We start from the raw sequence: 19,643 nt of genomic DNA on the forward strand, positions 1-19,643 counted from the left end.
CGGGCGGTGTGCGAGGCCGCGCTTCGGTTCGCTTGAGCAACGCACGCACTTAAGCTCTTCTTAAGTTTGCGTGCGTAGAGTTGGAAATCCACGCATTCGGGTCGCTGCAAGGCGGCCCATTTTTTTGCTCGCGCGGCGAAGCGTCATGTCGGCCTTCCCGCACGAACGTCCAATTCCTGCTGTCACCCAACACTGCATCCGCGCGCATTTCTCTCGCTCGATGCACGCGCTCAACGCTATACTCTGCGCCCCTCTCTCTGCACCGATCAACCCATGAAGAAGTGGTTCGCCTGTCTGCTCCTTGCAGTTGCCGCTCACGCGAGCGCGGCATCTTCCTGCACCCAATTCACACCGAATGCGCAATGGCCGGTTCTGAGCAATCAGAAGATGGCGCCGAAAACGCGCATGCTTTGCTATAGCGATTTCGCGGTCCTGCATTCGGGCATCACACACGGTCCGTTGTGGTCCGCCGAGCATCTGACGCGCGACCATATTGAAGCCGCCAAGGACATGTTGCGCACCAACAAATTTTTCGAGGACGCGCGTCTGCCCGAGGGCGAAGGGGCGACGCTCGCCGACTATAAACGCAGCGGCTTCGATCGCGGCCATATGAGTCCGGCGGGCAATCGCTGGAATCCCGAAGGGATGGCACAATCGTTTTCACTTGCCAATGTCGTGCCGCAAAATCGCGAGAACAATCAGCGGTTGTGGGCGCGCATTGAAACGTCGGTGCGCAAAATTTCAATGTCATATGACGACACCTACATCGTGACGGGTCCGATATTCAACGGCCAGCAATTGCAAACCATCGGACCAACGCGCGTGTTCGTACCGACGCAACTATTCAAGGCCGTCTACGTACCTTCGCGGAAAGTGGCGTTCGCAGTGGTAGTCGACAATGTGTCCACGAATCGTTACGACATCAGGACGATTCACGAACTCGAAGCAACATCAGGCATCCGCTTTCCGGGCATTCCGGAAGACCTCAAAGATCAGCGACCGGGAGGACTCAAAGGTGTTTAAGCCCTATGCGAACGATGACGACGTGCTCAACATTCAAGGCGACGCAATGACCGTGAGTAACGGAACAACGCGCGTCGTGTTGAACGGTACGCTCGAACTGACGCAAGACCAGCGCGGACTTAAAGCGGCACTCGCACTGAAGGACGCAGTGGATGCAATCGTAGCGGCTTTGCAGGCGCATCCCGGTTTGCCCGCGAAAGTGAAGGAGGAGCCGGATGCGAAACCCGGCGTCGTGCAGAATCCGTTTCAATAATTTTTGAGGATTGTCAGAGCGCCGTTAATGCGAGAAGGCGAGCAGCGTGTTCAGCACGCCGATATGTTTCGGCCGTTACGTTTTGTCACCACGGCGGCGTCAACTGCTGTCTTCATGGCTGCGTTAAACCGGCAGCGCTGAATCATTTCAGCCGCGAAACAGAAATCCACCGGTTCAACCAGGAGTTAAACCATGAAGACGCTTTTCGCCGCTCTCGCTTCTGCTCTGCTCGTATCGACCGCCTTTGCTCAAACGGCTGCACCCGCACCGTCCGGACCTGCACAGCCCGCACAAACCCAGCCCGCCGGCCAGGCCAATCTGAAAGCAAGCACCGCCGTGCAAACCGGTACGACGGACGAAAGCGCCGCCACGACCAAAGCGCCTGCCAAGGCAACCACGAAGGCGCACGTGAAGACATCCTCGAAGCACACGGCGAAGACGCACAAAGCCGTGAAGAAGACGCCCGCCGATTCAAGCGCGGCGGCAACGAAAACGGACGGCGCGCAACAGACCAGCAATGCGCCGGTGAATGCCGACGGCGCAAAGACCGACACGACCAAAACGCAATAACACGTGTACGGTTTCGGCATGCACCGGCCACGCATCTAGCGGTATAGAAGAAAATAATCGAAGCTGGGATATGCCGTTCAGGGAGGGCGAGTCGTATGACTCGCCTTTTTTCATGCGGTTTTAGCGCGGCAGCAGCATGGCGCATGAAGCGCATGTAAAGCGCAAAGAAGCCATCAATCCGAAGCGGAGTTTAGCTGCGCGAACTCGCTGAGTTGTCTCTCGTCGACAATTTCGATTTCCGCATAGCCGAGCTTCAACGCGCCCTGCGTTTCAAACTGCTTCAGCACCTGGTTGATCGTCTGCCGCGATAACGCCAGCATCATCGCGAGATCTTCCTGCGGCAGGTTGAGCACGCGCCGCAAGGCGCCGGGCTCGCCATATCCACCGGCCATCAACAACAGCCGACGTGCGACGCGTTGCGCGGCCGGCAGCAATGCGGCCTCTTCTATGGCATCGAAGGCGAGACGCAGCTTTTGCGTCAGCAGCAAACCGAATGTGTGCCGATACGCAGGCGTGCTTTCAAGCAGCGCGGCGAGTGCGGCACGCGGCACATGAAACAGTTCGGCGTCGCGCTCGGCATACGCGTCATGCGTTCGCGGACGATTGTCGAACAGCGCGATCTCGCCAAACCAGTTCACTGGCTCGATGACAGCCAGCAACGCCTCCTTGCCGCTCGAACTCGCCGCGCCGATCCGCACGAGACCGCCAAGCATGCAATAGATGCCGTCGTCGCAATCGCCGCGTGTGAAAAGACGATCGCCCGCCATGAGGCGCTCGACTCGCCCCGCTTCCATCAATTGCGTCTGCAAAGCGGCCGGGGCCGAGCGAAACCATGCGCTGCCTGCGAGCAGCGTGGCAAGCTGAGTCGATGGAATTCTTGCGGTCATTGAATCGCGCCTGTGCCGATTGTCGGCTACCCGATGGTTTTAAATTTCGATCGCCGCGATTATGCTGGCTTTGACCGAGGAGCGGCATCCATGAGAACGCTGACACAGCAGCTTACGCAATATGCGGCTTATCATCGCGACCGGCGCAATATCGCCACGCATTTCATCGGCATTCCGATGATCGTGGTCGCGTTGGCGGTGTTGTTGAGCCGTCCGGCTCTTGCGCTGAGTGCGCCGCCGTTGGTGCTATCGCCGGCGTGGCTGCTCTTTGTTGCCGCCACCGTCTACTACCTCGTGCTCGACGTGCCGCTCGGTTTGATGATGGCCGCGGTGTCCGCGTTGTGCATTGCGTTCGGCCAGTGGACGGCCGCGCAATCCACGTTTGTCTGGCTTGGAATGGGCGTCGGACTCTTCGTGATCGGCTGGGCGTTTCAGTTCGTGGGCCACGTCGCGTACGAGCATCGCAAACCCGCTTTTGTCGACGACGTGATCGGCCTTCTGATTGGGCCGCTGTTCGTGTTGGCCGAAGCGTTGTTCGGCATTGGCTGGCGGCCAGCGCTGCGCGAAGCGATCGAGCGCGAGGTCGGAGCGACGCGCATCAATGCGGAGCGCGCGGCGGCACACAGGTAAAGAACGCGCGGTTGGATTCACCGGCCGGAATGCGTCTGGTTGCACGATATATTCGTCGTCCAACGTTGAATAAAGAAGGCCTGCGTGTGCGCTGCAACATCGAGTCTTCACTGACACCGCAACAATTTATCCGTGCGCATCGCGCATCGATGGACTAGAACATAGAACACGCGCGCGAGGCAAGCCCGTGCGTATCCGTTGCGAACGCAGCGCACCGTCGCTCAAGCGCGAATCTTGCTACCCAGTCTTTCTGCATCATTTGCAACATCAACAAGCCGGGCCGGCATCGCCGGGCCCGCCTTCTTTCGCGGCACGCACCGATCTGCTTCGATCCGCGTGCCGGCGTCCCCCAGCAATCCTGCTCATCGAATGTGACTACTGGAGCCAGCATGACCCAGCCAGCCCTCTCGCACGACGCATCTCCCGACCTACGCTCAGCCTTCGCCGCCGACGTTCGCGCCGGCCTCATGCACACGCCGCAAAAAGAGTTGCCCTCGAAGTATCTGTACGACGAAGTGGGTTCCGCGTTGTTCGAGGTGATCACCGTGTTGCCGGAATATGGCGTCACGCGCGCCGAGGAGCGGCTGCTCGCGAAGCACGCAGTGGACATCGTGGAGCACCTTCCGCACGATGTGACCGTCGCCGAACTCGGCAGCGGCAGCGGCCGCAAAACGCGCCGCATTCTTGAAGCGCTGTGTAAAAAGCGCCCCACTTCTTACTGCCCGATTGAAATTTCGCGCACCGCGTTGCAGTTGTGCCGGCGCGAACTGGGCGACATCGAACGCATTTCGATTGTCGGTTATGAGCGCGATTATCTGGCCGGTCTCGCGGAAGTCAGCAAGAAGCGCGCGGCCGGCGAGCGGTTACTCGTACTGTTTCTTGGCAGTACGATCGGTAATTTCGGCAGACTTGCGGCGACACGTTTTCTGCGCGACATCCGCAACATGCTCGCACCCGGCGATGCGTTGCTGCTCGGCACCGATCTCATCAAGCCGACGCCGGTTCTGATTGCCGCTTACGACGACGCGATCGGCGTCACCGCGTCGTTCAATCTGAATCTGCTTGCGCGCGTCAATCGCGAGCTCGACGGCGATTTTCCACTCGACGCGTTCGAGCACGTCGCGCGCTTCAACCCGGACGCGCGCAGCATTGAAATGCATTTGCGCGCGACGCGCGACGTCACAGCGCGCATTGGCGCCGCGCAGTTGACGGTGTCGCTCACAGCCGGCGAGACGATCTGGACCGAGAGCAGCCACAAGTATCGCGCCGAAGAAATGCCCGCGATCGCCGATGATGCCGGTTTCGCGTGCAGCCATCAGTGGATAGAAAACGAGTGGGGATTTGCCGAGAGCCTGCTTGTGGCGCGATAAGCGGTAACGGCTCACGGTTGGGGGTTCGCAAACTGTCAGCCAGCCAGAAAGGCGGCGCGCGCTCAGAGCGATTGCGCGCCACCTCTTTTCACGTGAGACGCGCCGCGCATGAAAGCTCAACGCGATTGCGTGCGGCTCAGTGAGGCTCAGCGCAGCTCAATGCTGCTCGAAACGCTCATAGCGCTTTTCGGTCGCGCGCTCTTCGCCGGTGACCTCGGTCACGCGCGCCGCCGGCGGCCCATGCCGCAGCCACGACAGCATCCTATCGACCTGGTTGGCAGCGCCCTGCAACAGGGCTTCGACGGAGCCGTCGTCGACATTCGCCACCCATCCCTTGATGCCGAGCGCGTGCGCCTGACGCACGGTCGCGTGACGAAAGCCGACGCCCTGCACGGTGCCGCGCACTCGCACGTAATACGTTTCGATCCGTTCATCGAGATCCGGGGCCATGCCGCATTCTCCTCACAATCTTTCAAGCCGGCATTCTAGTCGCGTCGCGGCTAGCTTGCTTGGGCGACGTGGAGCGTAGTCGTTCGCTCTATGGCGACCGCGCGCGACACAGGCGACAGCGACAGCAGCCCCACGCGGCACGTACAATCCGTCGACTGTCACGCAGGAAACGGAAACAGAATGACCGAACAGAATCGCGATCTCGTGCTCGTGACCGGCGCATCCGGCTTCGTCGGCTCGTCGGTGGCGCGCATCGCGCAACAGAAGGGCTTCAACGTACGCGTGCTGGTGCGTGCAACGAGTCCGCGTCAAAACGTCGAGGCGCTCGACGCGGAGATCGTCGTCGGCGATATGCGCGACGAAGCATCGATGCGCCACGCACTGCGCGGCGTGCGCTATCTGCTGCACGTCGCCGCCGATTACCGGCTGTGGGCGCCGGACCCGAGCGAAATCGAGCGCTCCAACCTGGAGGGCACCGAGGCGACCATGCGCGCGGCGTTGAAGGAAGGCGTCGAGCGCATTGTGTACACGAGCAGCGTGGCCACGCTCAAGGTGACAAGCTCCGGCAACTCCGCGGATGAAACCTCGCCGCTGAAAGCCGATCAGGCCATCGGCGTCTATAAGCGCAGCAAAGTGCTCGCGGAGCGCGCGGTGGAGCGCATGATCGCCGAAGACGGCCTTCCGGCGGTGATCGTCAATCCGTCCACGCCGATCGGTCCGCGCGACGTCAAGCCGACGCCGACCGGGCGTATCATCGTTGAAGCAGCGCTCGGCAAGATTCCCGCGTTCGTCGATACGGGTCTGAACCTCGTGCATGTGGACGACGTCGCGGCCGGGCACTTTCTCGCGCTCGAACGCGGCAAGGTCGGCGAACGTTATATTCTCGGCGGCGAAAATCTGCCGCTTCAGCAGATGCTCGCCGATATCGCGGCGCTGACAGGCCGCAAGGCGCCCACCATCAGCTTGCCGCGCTGGCCGCTTTACCCGCTCGCGATGGGCGCCGAAGCGGTCGCCAAGTTCACGAAGCGCGAACCGTTCGTGACCGTCGACGGTCTGAAGATGTCCAAGAACAAGATGTACTTCAGTTCGGCGAAGGCGGAACGCGAACTCGGCTATCGCGCGCGCCCGTATCGCGAGGGCCTGAGCGATGCGCTCGAATGGTTCCGGCATGCCGGCTATCTGAAGCCGTAGCACAAGCATTTTGTTACAACGTCGCTGTCTTTGCGAAAGGTAAAAGCCTACGCGCAGCAGTTAAAATCGTGGGTCTTACCAGAGAAACCTCGCATGAATCTTCACGAACAGCTCGGCGCGCTGGAAGTGGGCGTCGATCAGCTCATTCAGGCTGTCGTGGCCCCGCAGGCCCAAAACATCCCCGAGACACACAACGAAACTGACGCACCGCAGGCGTCAGCGGAGCATGCCGTGTCGGAAGTCGAAACGGCAGTCGAAGCGCAAGCGGCTGAAGCCGAAGCGGCGGTGAGCGAAACCGCGGAGGAACCCGCGGCAACGCCGGTTCCTCCCACGCTCGAAATCAACCGTCCGGCGCAGAACGAAATCACGATGACGATCGGCGGTCAGACCGTCGCGCTGCGTCCGGAGCAGATCGGTCAACTGATTGAAGAACTGTCGAACGCGCGCGCCTCGATGACGCCGGAACCGCCGCCGGGCATTCCGCCGGGTTGGCGTTTCGTGTCGACCAAGAATCCGGTCATGGCCGTGCAGAAACAATCGAACGGCGACCGTTTGCTGGTCATGCGCCATACCGGTCACGGCTGGGTGCCGTTCACGTTTTCGCCCGACATGGTGATTCAGCTTTATATGCTACTCACCAAGGGTTGAAACGGAGCGGCGAGAAAAAAGCGGCGCCATGCGCCGCTTTTTCGTTATCGAGCGGCCGTCAGGGCGGCCTCATCGCAGCCCCGGCGCCTCAACGCTCCTGCACGGGCGCCTGAACGCGCGCTTTCCACTGACCGCCCTTGCCGCGCCAGTAGCGCAGCGCCGACGCGAACGTCGCGCCGACGTAAAACAGCGCGATCAGCGGCAGAAACGGCGCCCACAACGGCGAGCGGCGGTAGTAGCTGAGCATAGGCGCATACGCGCAGCACATGGCCGCCCATGCTAGCCACGCGGGCCAGCCCGTCGGGCCGAGCACGAGCGCGGCCACCGGCGGCATCAGATAGATGATCGTCATGCCGGCGAGCGTACCCGCGAGCAGCAACGGCGAATAATGTAATTGCGTGAACGCGGTGCGCGCAATCATGTTCCAGATCTCGCGCCAGCTATCGTAGGGACGCAGCGAGACGCTGCGCGCCGCCACGTCGAGCCGGATCGGATGACGCCCCGTGCCGCGATGCTTGATGCGCGCGGCCAGGCTGCAATCGTCGATCAATTCCGCGCGGATCGATTCGATGCCGCCCGCTTCCTCTAGCGCACTGCGTCGTACCAGCATGCAGCCGCCCGCCGCGGCGGCCGTGCGATTGCGCGGATTGTTGACCCACGCAAACGGGTACAGCTTCGCAAAGAAGAACACGAAGGCCGGAATCAGCGCCTTTTCCCAGAACGAATCGCAGCGCAGCCGCACCATCAGCGAGACGAGATCGCGCTTTTCGGCATCGGCGCGGGCCACGAGTTGCGTGACGGCGTCGGCGGGATGGCCGATGTCGGCGTCGGTCAACAACAGAAACTCAGCCGGCAGGCCAAGCGTGCGCACCGCGTCTATGCCTTGCGACTGCGCCCACACCTTGCCGGACCATCCCGGCGGCAGCGGCTTCGCGCTCAACACGGTCAAACGGTCCGGACATTGCAGCTGCAACGCGGCCGCGCGGGCGGCGGCGGCGGTGCCGTCGGTGCTGTGGTCATCGACGACAATCACGTGAAACTCGCCGCCATAGTCCTGCTGAAGCAGCGTCGTGACGGCTTGCGCAATGACGTCGACTTCATTTCGGGCGGGCACCACGGCGGCAACTGCGGGCCATGCGTCGCGCGGCGCGAGCGTGAGCGGCGCGGCCGGACGCGCACGCCAGAAGCCGCCGCGCGCGAATAGCAGCACGGCCCAGATCAGCAGGGACAAACAGGAAAGAAAAAACAGAATCACCGCCGCCAAGCCCATTAAGCGTTACCCTCGATTTTCAGGAAGCCCGGAATCGTTTTTTAATGCGGGGCGCGAAGCGCTCCCGCGACGCCGTAGTTTAAGGGTTCCCTCGAAGCGGTGCAGCGCGCAATGATTGCCGTCTACGTCATGTGCGACTCCGGCGTATGCCGCGCCCGCCCGACACTATGGCGGCCCCGCCAGAGCAAAGGTGGCCTGATAGCGTTAGAATGCGCGTTTGGTTTTGCTGTACCGGCACGTCGCCGGGGCTCAAGACGTCAACTAATTAGATGGTCGCGGCGATAAAGTCAGAATTTCCGGCTTCCTCGAAACCCGCGTCAGTCGGAGTCCGCCAATTTATGCGAGTCATCCTTGCCCAACCCCGCGGCTTTTGTGCGGGCGTTGTTCGCGCAATCGAGATCGTCGATCGCGCGTTGCAGCAGCACGGCGCGCCGGTGTATGTACGCCACGAAATTGTCCACAATCGACATGTGGTCGACAATCTGCGCCAGAAAGGCGCGCGCTTCGTCGAAGAACTCGATGAAGTGCCGCAAGGCGCCGTGGCGATTTTCAGCGCGCATGGCGTTGCTCAAACGGTTGAGCGCGATGCCGAAGCACGCGGGCTCGACGTGCTGGACGCGACCTGCCCGCTCGTCACCAAAGTGCACGTGCAAGGGCGTCAATATGTGGGCGCCGGGCGCACGCTGATCCTGATCGGTCATGCCGGGCACCCGGAGGTGGAAGGCACGATCGGCCAGATTCCGGGCAAGGTGCTGCTGGTGCAGAGCGAGGCCGAGGTCGAGCATCTGAACCTGCCGGCCGACGCGCCGCTCGCCTATGTCACGCAGACCACGCTGTCGGTGGATGACACACGTGGCATTATCGACGCGTTGCTGCGCCGCTTCACGAACATCGTCGGTCCGGACACGCGCGACATCTGCTATGCGACGCAAAATCGCCAGGCGGCAGTGCGCGAGTTGAGCAAGCAGGTCGACGTACTGCTGGTAGTCGGCGCAACCAACAGTTCGAACTCGAACCGACTGCGCGAAATCGGCAGCGAAAGCGGCGTGGCGAGTTATCTCGTCGCCGACGGTTCGGAAGTGAGGCCGGAGTGGTTCGCGAATGCGCAGACCATCGGCATCACGGCCGGGGCTTCGGCGCCGGAAGAAATGGTCAGGAACGTAATCGATGCGCTGAGCGCATTGGGGCCTGTCGATGTCACGACGATGGCGGGCCGTGAAGAGAAAGTCGAATTCAAGTTGCCATCGAAGCTGATGCAACCACTCGCTGCACGCGAAGTTTAAGGAGGACGTCTTGTCTATTCCGCTGCTACAGAAAGTCCGAGTCGGCGCATACATCATGCGTCAGCACCTGTCCGGCAACAAACGCTATCCGCTCGCCCTGATGCTGGAGCCGCTGTTCCGCTGCAACCTTGCCTGCAATGGCTGCGGCAAGATCGACTATCCGGATCCCATCCTGAATCAGCGTCTGTCGCTGGAAGAATGCCTGGGCGCAGTCGACGAATGCGGCGCGCCGGTGGTGTCGATTGCAGGCGGCGAGCCGCTGCTGCACAAGGAAATGCCGCAGATCGTGAAGGGCATCATCGCGCGCAAGAAGTTTGTGTACCTGTGCACGAACGCGCTGCTGATGGAAAAGAAGATGGACGACTACGAGCCGAATCCGTACTTCGTCTGGTCGGTCCATCTGGATGGCGATCAGCAGATGCACGACCATTCGGTGTCGCAAGACGGCGTGTACGACAAGGCGGTCGCTGCCATCAAGGAAGCGAAGCGCCGCGGTTTCCGCGTGAACATCAACTGCACGCTGTTCAACGACGCGGTGCCGGAGCGCGTGGCCGCGTTCTTCGACACCGTGGGGCCGATGGGCGTGGACGGTATCACCGTCTCGCCGGGCTACGCGTATGAGCGCGCGCCAGATCAGCAGCACTTCCTGAACCGCGACAAGACCAAGCATCTGTTCCGCGAAATCTTCAAGCGTGGCAACAATGGCAAGAACTGGTCGTTCAGCCAGTCGGCCATGTTCCTCGACTTCCTCGCCGGCAATCAGACGTACGAATGCACGCCGTGGGGCAATCCGGCGCGCACGGTGTTCGGCTGGCAGAAGCCGTGCTATCTGGTCGGCGAAGGCTACGTGAAGACCTTCAAGGAATTGATGGACACCACGGACTGGGACAAATACGGCACGGGCAACTATGAAAAGTGCGCCGACTGCATGGTCCACTGCGGCTTCGAAGCCACGGCCGTGATGGATACGGTTGCGCATCCGCTGAAGGCATTGAAAGTCAGCATGCGTGGCCCGAAGACGTCCGGTGCTTTCACCAAAGATATTCCGTTGGACAAGCAGCGCCCGGCCGAGTATGTGTTCTCGCGGCACGTCGAGATCAAGCTGGAAGAGATCAAGGTGACCGGCAAGGGCAGCAAGGTGCAGACGGCTACGGCTGCACACTGAGCGTTGAATCGGAGCGGCTTCGCGCCGCTCATGAATTGCGCGCCGCATGATGCATGAAAAAGCGCGGTGGCTTTGAAGGCCACCGCGCTTTTTTCTTTTGCTGCCTCGCCTTGATCGTCGCTTTCGGCGCGATCAGCCTCTGCGATTCGCCCTATCCCGCGCTGCGCGCATTATGCGCGGTCAGGAACTTGATCAAGCCGTCGACTCCGCCCTTCGAAAGCTGATCGGCGAACTGCGTCTGATAGACCTGGATCAGCCACGCGCCCATCATGTTGATGTCGTAGATCTTCCAGCCGGACGGACCCCTGGTGAGCCGGTAGTCGATTGCATCGTCGCCGCCATTGCTGATGACGTGCGACTGCACGACGACGTCTTTCGCGCCGCCGGGCACATTGGCCGGCACAAACTTGAACTTCACATCCTGGTCGCGCAACTGCGAAAGCGACGAAGCATAAGTGCGCACGAGCAACAGTGTGAACTGGTCGTAGAGTTGCTTTTGCTGCTCGGGCGTCGCGGTGCTCCACGCCTTGCCGACCGCGATGCGCGTGGTGCGCTGAAAGTCCGTTGCCGGCACAAAGCGCGTTTCGACCAGTTGCGTGATCTTGGACATATCGCCGCCGCGCGCCTGCGGGTCAGCCTTCATTGCCGAAACTGTGCCTTCGACGGCACTTTTTACCACGGCGTCCGGCGCGCTTTGCGCATACGCCGCCGTTGACACCACGGCCGCAGCCAGAAAAGCAGACAGATAACGTTTCATACGCTCGACAAGACCCGAAAAGAGTGTGCGCCGACAACGATAAGCTCGCGGCGAAAGTTGGTAGACCAGTATACCGAGATTGCGTTCCCGCCCCGGCGAACCGCTCCGGGAGCCGCACTTGCTACCCGCATTGCGGCCCCGCTTTGCTACCGCGCATTGCTACCAATACGGTCCGGATTGCTCCGGCTCTGTATACTTGTGCACTTTCGTCAAAATGCCACCCGTGATAAGGCCAAGTTCGCCTACATGCTGAAGTCATCTATTGTTCGCCTCGTCGCTTATTCGGTGCGGTATCCGTTGCGGATCATCGCACTGTCGGTCGTGCTCGCCGTTTTGAGCGGCATCTATGTCGCGCACCACTTCAAGATCAACACGGACATCAGCCGTCTTATCGAAACCGACAAGGAATGGTCGACGCTCCAGCACGCGATGGACCAGGCCTTCCCGGACCGCGGTGAAACCGTGCTGATTGTCGTCGAAGCGCGCGCGCCCGAGTTCGCCGACGCCGCCGCGAACTCACTGACCGCGGCGCTCAAGGCGGCGCCCAAGGAATTCGTCGCGGTCTCGCAGCCCGCCGGCGGCCCGTTCTTCGAACACAACGGCCTGCTGTTCCCGTCGACAGAAGAAGTCATGTCGACCACTTCGCAACTCGTACAGTCGCGGCCGCTCGTCAACACCCTCGCGCACGATCCGAGCCTCACCGGACTTGCCGGCACGCTCACCACGAGCCTGTTGCTGCCGCTGCAGATCGGCCAGGTGAAACTGTCCGACATGAGCCGCCTGTTGTCGCAAAGCGCGAGCACGCTCGATCTCGTGCTGGCGGGCAAGCCTGCCGCTTTCTCGTGGCGCGCGTTCGTCGACAGGAGCGCGGCAACCAATCCGGCGCGCGCGTTCGTCGTCGTGCAGCCGGTCGTGAACTACGACGCACTCGAGCCGGGCGCTACCGCATCGAAGGCGATTCGCGACACGGCCGCCGCGCTGCATCTCGAGTCGCGCTATGGCGCGACGGTCCGTCTGACCGGCGCACAGCCGCTCGCGGACGAAGAGTTCGCGTCGGTCAAAGACGGCGCCGTGCTCAACGGCATTGGCACGTTCGTGGTCGTGCTGGTGATCCTATGGCTCGCGTTGCGCTCGGGCCGCATGATCGCCGCGGTGTTCATCACGCTGTTCGTCGGGCTCGCGATTACGGCTGCGCTCGGCCTGATGATGGTTGGCGCGCTGAACATGATCTCGGTTGCGTTCATGGTGCTGTTCGTCGGGCTCGGCGTCGATTTCGGCGTGCAGTTCGGCGTCAAGTATCGCGAGGAGCGCAATCGCGACGACCGGCTTTCCGCCGCCCTCGCCCATACCGCGCACAGCATCGGCGTGCCGTTGACGCTCGCCGCGGTCGCGGTCGCGTTGAGCTTCTTCTCGTTTTTGCCGACGGCCTACCGTGGCGTGTCGGAGTTGGGCGAGATCGCCGGCGTCGGCATGTTCGTCGCGTATCTGACCAACATGACGCTGTTGCCCGCGTTGCTGAAAGTCTTCAACCCGCCGGGCGAGCCCGCGTCACCAGGCTTCAGGCAACTCGCCCCCGTCGACGATTTCCTCGCCCGCCACCGCAAGCCCGTGCTGATCGGCACGTTGATCGTCGTGATCGGCGCCACGCCGTTGCTCACGCATCTGCATTTCGATTTCAATCCGCTGCATCTGAAAGATCCGCATACGGAGTCGATGGCCACGCTGCTGTCGTTGAAGGATTCGCCCGAGGCTGCGGTGAACAACGTGCATGCGCTCGCGCCGTCGCTTGCCGACGCGGATCGCATGGCCGAGCGCTTGCGAGCGTTGCCGCAAGTGGGCCGCGTCACGACGCTCGACACCTTCGTTCCGGCTCAGCAGCAACAGAAGATGATGCTGATCGCGAGCGCCGCGCAGCAACTTCTGCCCGCGCTGCAACAACAACCCGCGCAGCAGGCGACGGACGCGGTACGCGTGGCCGCGCTCAAGCGCGCGTCGAACCAGCTCTCGCTCGCCGCCGAGGATCACCCGGGCCCCGGCGCCGCCGAAGCCAAACATCTGTCGGACACACTGCAAAAGCTCGCCGCCGCCGACGCCGCGACGCGTGACCGCGCCGAAACCGCGATGTCCGAGCCGCTGCGCATTGCGCTCAAGCAATTGGAGAACCTGCTGCAGCCGACCGAGATCACGCGGGACAATCTGCCGAAGGAAATCTCGAAGGGCTGGGTGTCGAAGGACGGCCGCGCGCTCATCGACATCGCGCCGAAGGTAAAGCCCGGCGCCGATCCAAACGACGACGCGGCGCTTGCGGGCTTCGCGCACGCGGTGAAGAAAGCCGAGCCGGGCGCGATAGGCGGACCGATTTCGATCCTGCATTCAGCGGACACGATCATCAAGGCGTTTCTGCAGGCCGCGGGCTGGGCGCTGCTGTCGATCGCGATCCTGTTGTGGATTGCGCTGCGGCGCCTTGGCGACATGCTGCGCACGCTGGTGCCGCTGCTGGTGTCGGCCCTCGTCACGCTGGAATTGTGCGTGGTGTTCGGCATGCCGCTGAACTTCGCGAATATCATCGCGTTGCCACTGATGCTCGGCGTCGGCGTGGCCTTCAAGATTTACTTCGTGATGGCGTGGCGTAACGGCCAGACCGGTCTGTTGCAGTCGAGCCTGACGCACGCCGTGCTGTTCAGCGCAGCGACCACGGCGACGGCGTTCGGCAGCCTCTGGCTATCGCATCATCCGGGGACGTCCAGCATGGGCCGCCTGCTGGCGCTTTCACTGTTTTGCACGCTGATCGGTGCAGTGGTTTTCCAACCCGTGCTGATGGGCAAGCCGCGCCCACGTCGCGGGAAGCACAAAGGAATATGAGCATGAAACTGCGTACCACCGTGCTGGCGCTCGCCGCTACCGGCCTGATTTCCGGCTGCGCAACCGGTCCTGACCGCAAACCGGGCGACCCGTTCGAGCCGATGAACAGGGCAGTGTTCAATTTCAACGACGGCCTGGACCGCTACGTCGCGGTGCCGGTCGCCAAGGGCTATCAGAAGGTGACGCCGCAGCCGTTGCGCACGGCCGTCAGCAACTTCTTCTCGAACCTGGGCGACCTCACCAACGCCGCCAACGCGCTGCTGCAATTGAAGTTCACCGACGCAACGGAGGACTTCGTCCGCTTCGCGTTCAACTCCACGTTCGGACTGGGCGGTCTGCTCGACTGGGCGACACCGGCCGGCCTGCCGAAACATCATCAGGACTTTGGCCTGACGCTCGGACACTGGGGCATTCCGTCCGGACCGTATCTGGTCTTGCCGCTATTCGGTCCGAGCACCGTGCGAGACAGCATGGGCCTGGTGGTGGATGTGAAGTTCAATCCGCTGAACTACATGGAGCCGGCGCTGCGTAATCCGCTGTACGTGCTGCAGTTCGTGAGCGTGCGCTCGGATCTGCTGGGCGCGACGGACCTGCTCCAACAGGCGGCATTGGACAAGTACTCGTTCGTGCGTGACGCCTATACGCAGCAACGGCGGGCGCGTCTGCGCGGCCCGAACGACAATGCCGCCCCGCTGCCGGAATACGAGGATGAGGGCGAATCCGGCGCCGCCACCATCCCGGCGAAGGGCGCGGCGGCGGGCGCACCAGCGGCGCTTCCGAACTACGCGGACCCAGGCGATACGGCGGAAGCGCCGGATGCGGCGTCTGGAGCGGCTAAGGGTGCGCCGGCGGGTGTCCCTGCGGGGGTGCCGGACTACAGCGATCCGGGCGAGGCTCCGGCCAGTGGCACGGCTGGCTCTGTGCCGAATGTGTCGACTGCGGCCCCAGCAACCGCGCCAACTGCGGCCTCAGCGCCCGGCACAGCCACGCCCACGACGACTGCGCCTGCCGGTCAGCAACAACCGGCTTCAGCGCCGGCTGCACAATAACATCGGCAAATGCCCGCTCGGGACGTGCTCCGATGGCGCCGAAAGACTAAACGAACTGCGGCGCGCAACATGCCGAATGGACGCTGCCCGGTGGATTCGGTCCGCTGTGAAATACGCCGTTGCCGCTTCGCCGGAATATCTGACGTTGGGCGGCAAACCCGCATTGCGTCTGATCGGACGGCCTCAGGCGGCGCCGAAATGCAACGCGCCCGCTGCGCCCAGCGCATGCCGAGCCTGCACCAGCGAGATACGTGCCGCGCGCGCGTCGATCGCCACCTGAATCAGCGCGCCGATCTGCGACGGTTGCCGCATTAGTTCGCGCAAGATCGGGGCAAGCGCGGTGCTGCCATCATCGCGCAGACCAGCGGTCGCTGCTGAAGGCAGCGTGCGCCAGGCCGGATCGACGATCGCGCGGCACACGGCGAACGGCAATCCACGCGCGGCCGCCATCGCGCCCGCGAGATGCGACTCCATATCCACAGCCAATGCGCCCGTCGAGCGATGTAGCGCGCGCTTGTCGTGGGCGGACATGAGCGGCGCGGTGACTGCGGCCATCGGCCCGCGTTGCAAACGCGACCCAAGCGGTGCCGTCGCGAGTGCCGCGGCCAGCCGGTTTGCCCACGCGGAATCGGTGGAAATGCGCCCGAACGGGCCTTCGACGGCATCCGCGACAATCAGCGCGCCAGGCTTCAAATCCGGCGCCAACCCGCCCGCCGTGCCGAAGCTGACGATGCCCGAGCAACCACGGGCCACCGCCGCGCTAAGCGCGCGCTCGAGCAGATCGGCGCGCGCGGCGTAGACCACTTCGACGCCCTCGCCTCGCGCAATTCGCGCTTCAAAGGCCATGCCCGTCACGACGATAACCGGCAAGCCGCTCGAGCCGGCATCGGCGGACGGCGCTGTTGAACGAAACATCCGTTACATCCCGACCGTGACGCGCGTGAGCCCGTTGCGCTTTAAATGACGGAAACGCGCCAGCGCCCACAGCGGGAAAAACTTGCGATAACCGTGGTAACGCAGATAAAACACGCGCGGGAAACCGGTGGCTGTAAAACGCGTTTCTTCCCACAAGCCATGCTCGCGCTGTTCGCGCTGCAAATAGTCGATGCCGCGCGCTACCGCTTCGTGATTCACCTCGCCTGCCGCCATCAGGCCCATCAGCGCCCATGCCGTTTGCGAAGCCGTGCTCGGCGCACGTTCGTAGCCCCGATAGTCGAGCTTGTAGCTCTCGCCGCCCTCGCCCCAGCCACCGTCCTGGTTCTGGATCGATAGGAGCCACTGGACGGCGCGCTGGATGCGCGGGTCGTCGTGCGGCATGCCGGCCGCGTTCAGCGAACACAGCGCCGTCCATGTGCCGTAGATGTAGTTCAAGCCCCAACGGCCGTACCAGCTACCGTCCGCTTCCTGTTCCTTCAGCATGTAGTCGAACGCGCGTTGCGCCGGCTCGCTGTTCTGCGGCAATTCGCCGAGTTGCGCAAGCATCGACAAACAACGGCCCGACACGTCCGCGGTCGGCGGATCGAGCAGCGCGCCGTGATCGGAGAATGGAATGTTGTTGAGGTAATACTGCGTGTTCTCGGGCTCGAATGCGCCCCAGCCGCCGTCGCTGCTTTGCATGCCGACGACCCATTCGCGCGCCCTCGCAATCGCATCACGGTCGACGCTCGACTGCGTGAGCGCCGCCGAGCGATGCATGGCCATTGCGACCACCGCCGTATCGTCGACGTCCGGGTAATACGCGTTCTTGTACTGGAACGCCCAGCCGCCGGGACGCACGTCCGGCCGGCGCGAAATCCAGTCGCCGCGCACGTCGAGAATCTGCAGCGGACGCAGCCACGCGAGGCCGCGTTCGGCCGCCTGCTCGGCGCGCGCTTCGCCGGTTTCGAGCAACGCATGGGCGGCAAGCGACGTGTCCCATACCGGCGACAGACAGGGCTGGCAATATGCTTCGTCATCCTTGATGACGAGCAGCTTTTCGATCGACTGACGCGCGATGGCACGGTTCGGATGATCGGCCGGATAGCCGAGCACGTCGTACATCATCACCGAGTTGGCCATGGCCGGGAAGATCGCGCCGAGGCCGTCTTCGCCGTTCAGCCGCTGATCGACGAACGCCACCGCCTCGCGCACCGCACGCTCACGCGTGGCTTTCGGAAACAGGCCGTCGACCGTGCGCAGGACCGTGTCCACGACCCGGAAAAAGCGGAACCAGCCGACATGCTGATGCGGTGCCCGGGCCGGCATGCCTGCGTTCACCGGCGCGCCACGGAACAATTCGTCGATGCGCACGCGCCGCGGGTTGCGCGCGAGCGGCCGCTTCGCATTGAGCACGAGCAGCGGCACGATCACCGTCCGCGCCCAGTACGACACCTTCGACAGGTGGAACGGAAACCACATGGGCAGCAGCGTGATCTCTACGGGCATCATCGGCACCGCGCGCCACGACACGACGCCGAACAGCGCGAGCAGGATTCGCGTGAACACATTCACGGCTTCCGCGCCGCCGTGCGCGAGAATCGCCTGGCGCGCGCGGATCATGTGCTCGGCATCCACGGGGTCGCCGATCATCTTCAGCGCGAAGTACGCCTTCACGCTCGCACTGATATCGAGCGCACCGTCGGTGAAAAGCGGCCAGCCGCCGTCGGCCAGCTGGATGCGGCGCAGATAGCGCCCGATCTTCCGCTCCAGCTCGACGTTCGGCGTTTCGCCGAGGTAATGGACCAGCAGCACGTATTCGGCCGGAATCGTCGCGTCGGCTTCGAGTTCGTAGATCCAGTGGCCGTCCGGCTTCTGCGCGGCGAGGATCGCATCAGTTGCGCGCGTGATTGCGGCGTCGAGCGAAGAAGCAGCCGCGGCGGGCGCGTGCGGCGCATTGCTCGCAACGGCCGGCGCGCTGAGCGCTTCATCGGCGGAGTCGGGCATGACGGCGCCCAGCGTCCGGGCTTGAGATAAGTCGTTCATCGGCGTTCCATCGGTTGATTCAGCAACGTATCCGCGGCCTTCTGGCCAGAGCGGATCGCGCCTTCCATCGTCGCGGGCAGGCCGGTGGCCGTCCAGTCTCCCGCGAGCATCAGGTTGGTCCAGCGAGTGCGCGTGCCGGGACGCTGCGTTTCCTGGTCCGGCAGCGCGGCGAATGTCGCGCGTTTGTCGACGACGACCTGCCAGGCCGGCATCGGCGCGGCGGGCAGATTGGCCGCCTGAGCAACCTCGGCCCACAAGCGTGCCGCGAGCTCTTCGTGCGGCGTGTCGAGCAGATGCTCCGCGGCATAGATCGTCGCGGACACCCGCCCGTCGGACGCGAACAGCCATTGCGCCGTCCCGTTCACGAGACCGGTGACGGGCGGCAAGCCGAACGGCGGCTCGACCGCGAAATACACGCTGACGGTCGCGGCGAAGCGGGTCGGCGCGCGCAGGCCGGGGACAAGCGTCTGCGCGATGTCCGGCGGCACCGCCAGAATGACGGCCGCGTTCGCATCGAGCAGGATGCTTTGTTCCACGAAATCCAGCGCCTGGACACGGCTTGTATTCACGTTAGCGGCGAACACGATTTTTTCGAGCCGGGAACCGAGCTTGATCGTCGCGCCGCCATGCTGCAGCAGCCGCAACGCCGGATCGACGAAAGCACTGCTAAGACCATTGCGCGCGACGAGCGGCCGGCACGCGAGACCACCGGCAAGCACCGTCTCGCGCACCATCGCCGCGGTCAGTTCCGCCGACGCGTCGCGCGGTTCCACGTTGAGCATCGCACGAAACAGCGGCGAGAGCAGACGGTCCCACAGCGGACCATTGCCGCGCATGGTTTGCGCGACGCTGCGGCCAGGCTTCGCGAACAGCAGCGGTATGAGACTTAGATAATCGCTCGGGCCGGTGTTCGGCACGCGCGCATTCTGATCGAAAATCCACCACGGGAGCCATCCCGACGACATGCGCACGGTCCAGCGCGCACGAGTCGCCAAGTCCACGAACGGAAATTCGGCCAGCGCCGGCCCCGTGAGTTCGTCCGCCGCGCCGATCGCCCGCGCGTAGTTCAGCGTAGCGACGTTGCCCGACATCATCAGGTGATTGCCGCTGTCGATCGTTGCCCCGAGCTTGGCGTCGTAATAAGAACGGCAACGGCCGCCGGCCTGTTCGGCCGCTTCGTGCAGCACGACTCGCGCGCCGCGCCGCTGCAACTGCACCGCGGCGGCCAGGCCGGCGAGGCCCGCGCCAACCACATGTACGAGTCTCGACATCAG

At 63.2% G+C, this 19,643-nt stretch carries 18 protein-coding genes; 11 read left to right on the forward strand and 7 right to left on the reverse strand.

The genetic code is table 11. The features are described 5' to 3' along the window. Nucleotides 1-273 precede the first annotated feature (273 nt). The 3 genes from C0Z16_RS12455 (at nucleotide 274) to C0Z16_RS12465 (ending at nucleotide 1,846) form a co-directional block, all read left to right on the forward strand. A complete protein-coding gene (locus C0Z16_RS12455; RefSeq protein ID WP_102632451.1) occupies nucleotides 274-1,023 on the forward strand; it encodes a DNA/RNA non-specific endonuclease in 750 nt (249 codons plus the stop codon). After that, a complete protein-coding gene (locus tag C0Z16_RS12460) occupies nucleotides 1,016-1,276 on the forward strand; it encodes a hypothetical protein (RefSeq protein WP_102632452.1) in 261 nt (86 codons plus the stop codon). The genes C0Z16_RS12455 and C0Z16_RS12460 overlap by 8 nt, the downstream gene beginning before the upstream one ends. 192 nt (nucleotides 1,277-1,468) lie before the next feature. Next, nucleotides 1,469-1,846, forward strand: coding sequence for a hypothetical protein (locus tag C0Z16_RS12465; RefSeq protein WP_102632453.1), 378 nt, complete (start codon nucleotides 1,469-1,471; stop codon nucleotides 1,844-1,846). Nucleotides 1,847-2,019: 173 nt separating this feature from the next. Here the strand turns inward: C0Z16_RS12465 and C0Z16_RS12470 are convergent, their stop codons facing one another. Continuing rightward, nucleotides 2,020-2,733 carry a Crp/Fnr family transcriptional regulator gene (locus tag C0Z16_RS12470; RefSeq protein ID WP_102632454.1) on the reverse strand — a complete coding sequence of 238 codons (714 nt, stop codon included), beginning with the start codon at nucleotides 2,731-2,733 and terminating at the stop codon, nucleotides 2,020-2,022. 90 nt (nucleotides 2,734-2,823) lie between these two features. Here C0Z16_RS12470 and C0Z16_RS12475 point away from each other — a divergent pair, with 90 nt between their 5' ends. Continuing rightward, nucleotides 2,824-3,363 (forward strand): Mpo1 family 2-hydroxy fatty acid dioxygenase, encoded by a 540-nt coding sequence (locus tag C0Z16_RS12475; RefSeq protein ID WP_102632578.1) that lies wholly within the window; start codon nucleotides 2,824-2,826, stop codon nucleotides 3,361-3,363. Between the two features lie 389 nt (nucleotides 3,364-3,752). Next, on the forward strand, nucleotides 3,753-4,733 hold the full coding sequence (gene egtD, locus C0Z16_RS12480) for an L-histidine N(alpha)-methyltransferase (protein ID WP_102632455.1): 981 nt from the start codon (nucleotides 3,753-3,755) through the stop codon (nucleotides 4,731-4,733). Nucleotides 4,734-4,889: 156 nt separating this feature from the next. Here egtD and C0Z16_RS12485 read toward each other — a convergent pair whose 3' ends face one another. Next, nucleotides 4,890-5,183, reverse strand: coding sequence for an acylphosphatase (locus C0Z16_RS12485; RefSeq protein WP_102632456.1), 294 nt, complete (start codon nucleotides 5,181-5,183; stop codon nucleotides 4,890-4,892). 180 nt (nucleotides 5,184-5,363) lie between these two features. Between C0Z16_RS12485 and hpnA the strand changes: the two genes are divergently transcribed. Both hpnA and C0Z16_RS12495 read left to right on the forward strand, forming a co-directional pair. Continuing rightward, nucleotides 5,364-6,374 (forward strand): hopanoid-associated sugar epimerase, encoded by a 1,011-nt coding sequence (gene hpnA, locus C0Z16_RS12490; RefSeq protein ID WP_102632457.1) that lies wholly within the window; start codon nucleotides 5,364-5,366, stop codon nucleotides 6,372-6,374. A gap of 93 nt (nucleotides 6,375-6,467) precedes the next feature. Then, on the forward strand, nucleotides 6,468-7,022 hold the full coding sequence (locus C0Z16_RS12495) for a hypothetical protein (RefSeq protein ID WP_102632458.1): 555 nt from the start codon (nucleotides 6,468-6,470) through the stop codon (nucleotides 7,020-7,022). Nucleotides 7,023-7,110: 88 nt separating this feature from the next. On the opposite strand, the gene C0Z16_RS12500 is transcribed toward C0Z16_RS12495, so the two are convergent. Further along, a complete protein-coding gene (locus C0Z16_RS12500) occupies nucleotides 7,111-8,292 on the reverse strand; it encodes a glycosyltransferase (RefSeq protein ID WP_102632459.1) in 1,182 nt (393 codons plus the stop codon). A gap of 338 nt (nucleotides 8,293-8,630) precedes the next feature. On the opposite strand from C0Z16_RS12500, the gene ispH reads away from it, so the two are divergent. Together ispH and hpnH are read left to right on the forward strand one after the other, a co-directional pair. Continuing rightward, entirely contained in the window at nucleotides 8,631-9,575 is a 945-nt protein-coding gene (gene ispH / locus C0Z16_RS12505; protein ID WP_102632460.1) for a 4-hydroxy-3-methylbut-2-enyl diphosphate reductase, read from the forward strand. Nucleotides 9,576-9,585: 10 nt separating this feature from the next. Continuing rightward, nucleotides 9,586-10,740, forward strand: coding sequence for an adenosyl-hopene transferase HpnH (gene hpnH, locus C0Z16_RS12510; RefSeq protein WP_102632461.1), 1,155 nt, complete (start codon nucleotides 9,586-9,588; stop codon nucleotides 10,738-10,740). A 151-nt stretch (nucleotides 10,741-10,891) separates the two neighbouring features. Here hpnH and C0Z16_RS12515 read toward each other — a convergent pair whose 3' ends face one another. Beyond that, nucleotides 10,892-11,497, reverse strand: coding sequence for an MlaC/ttg2D family ABC transporter substrate-binding protein (locus C0Z16_RS12515; protein WP_102632462.1), 606 nt, complete (start codon nucleotides 11,495-11,497; stop codon nucleotides 10,892-10,894). 246 nt (nucleotides 11,498-11,743) lie between these two features. Here C0Z16_RS12515 and hpnN point away from each other — a divergent pair, with 246 nt between their 5' ends. After that, nucleotides 11,744-14,359: a hopanoid transporter HpnN gene (gene hpnN, locus C0Z16_RS12520; protein WP_102632463.1), complete on the forward strand. Its 2,616-nt coding sequence runs from the start codon at nucleotides 11,744-11,746 to the stop codon at nucleotides 14,357-14,359. Between the two features lie 2 nt (nucleotides 14,360-14,361). Further along, entirely contained in the window at nucleotides 14,362-15,408 is a 1,047-nt protein-coding gene (locus C0Z16_RS12525) for an MlaA family lipoprotein (protein WP_102632464.1), read from the forward strand. Nucleotides 15,409-15,591: 183 nt separating this feature from the next. Here the strand turns inward: C0Z16_RS12525 and C0Z16_RS12530 are convergent, their stop codons facing one another. Genes C0Z16_RS12530 through hpnE form a run of 3 tightly spaced genes read right to left on the reverse strand, consistent with a single transcriptional unit; the run spans nucleotide 15,592 to nucleotide 19,640 of the window. Further along, nucleotides 15,592-16,323: a phosphorylase gene (locus C0Z16_RS12530; protein WP_102632465.1), complete on the reverse strand. Its 732-nt coding sequence runs from the start codon at nucleotides 16,321-16,323 to the stop codon at nucleotides 15,592-15,594. Nucleotides 16,324-16,326: 3 nt separating this feature from the next. Next, nucleotides 16,327-18,369 carry a squalene--hopene cyclase gene (gene shc / locus C0Z16_RS12535; protein WP_102632466.1) on the reverse strand — a complete coding sequence of 681 codons (2,043 nt, stop codon included), beginning with the start codon at nucleotides 18,367-18,369 and terminating at the stop codon, nucleotides 16,327-16,329. After that, on the reverse strand, nucleotides 18,366-19,640 hold the full coding sequence (hpnE, locus tag C0Z16_RS12540) for a hydroxysqualene dehydroxylase HpnE (protein WP_102632467.1): 1,275 nt from the start codon (nucleotides 19,638-19,640) through the stop codon (nucleotides 18,366-18,368). The genes shc and hpnE overlap by 4 nt, the downstream gene beginning before the upstream one ends. Nucleotides 19,641-19,643: the final 3 nt, after the last annotated feature.

This window comes from Paraburkholderia rhynchosiae (genome assembly GCF_002879865.1).
Taxonomy (GTDB): domain Bacteria; phylum Pseudomonadota; class Gammaproteobacteria; order Burkholderiales; family Burkholderiaceae; genus Paraburkholderia; species Paraburkholderia rhynchosiae.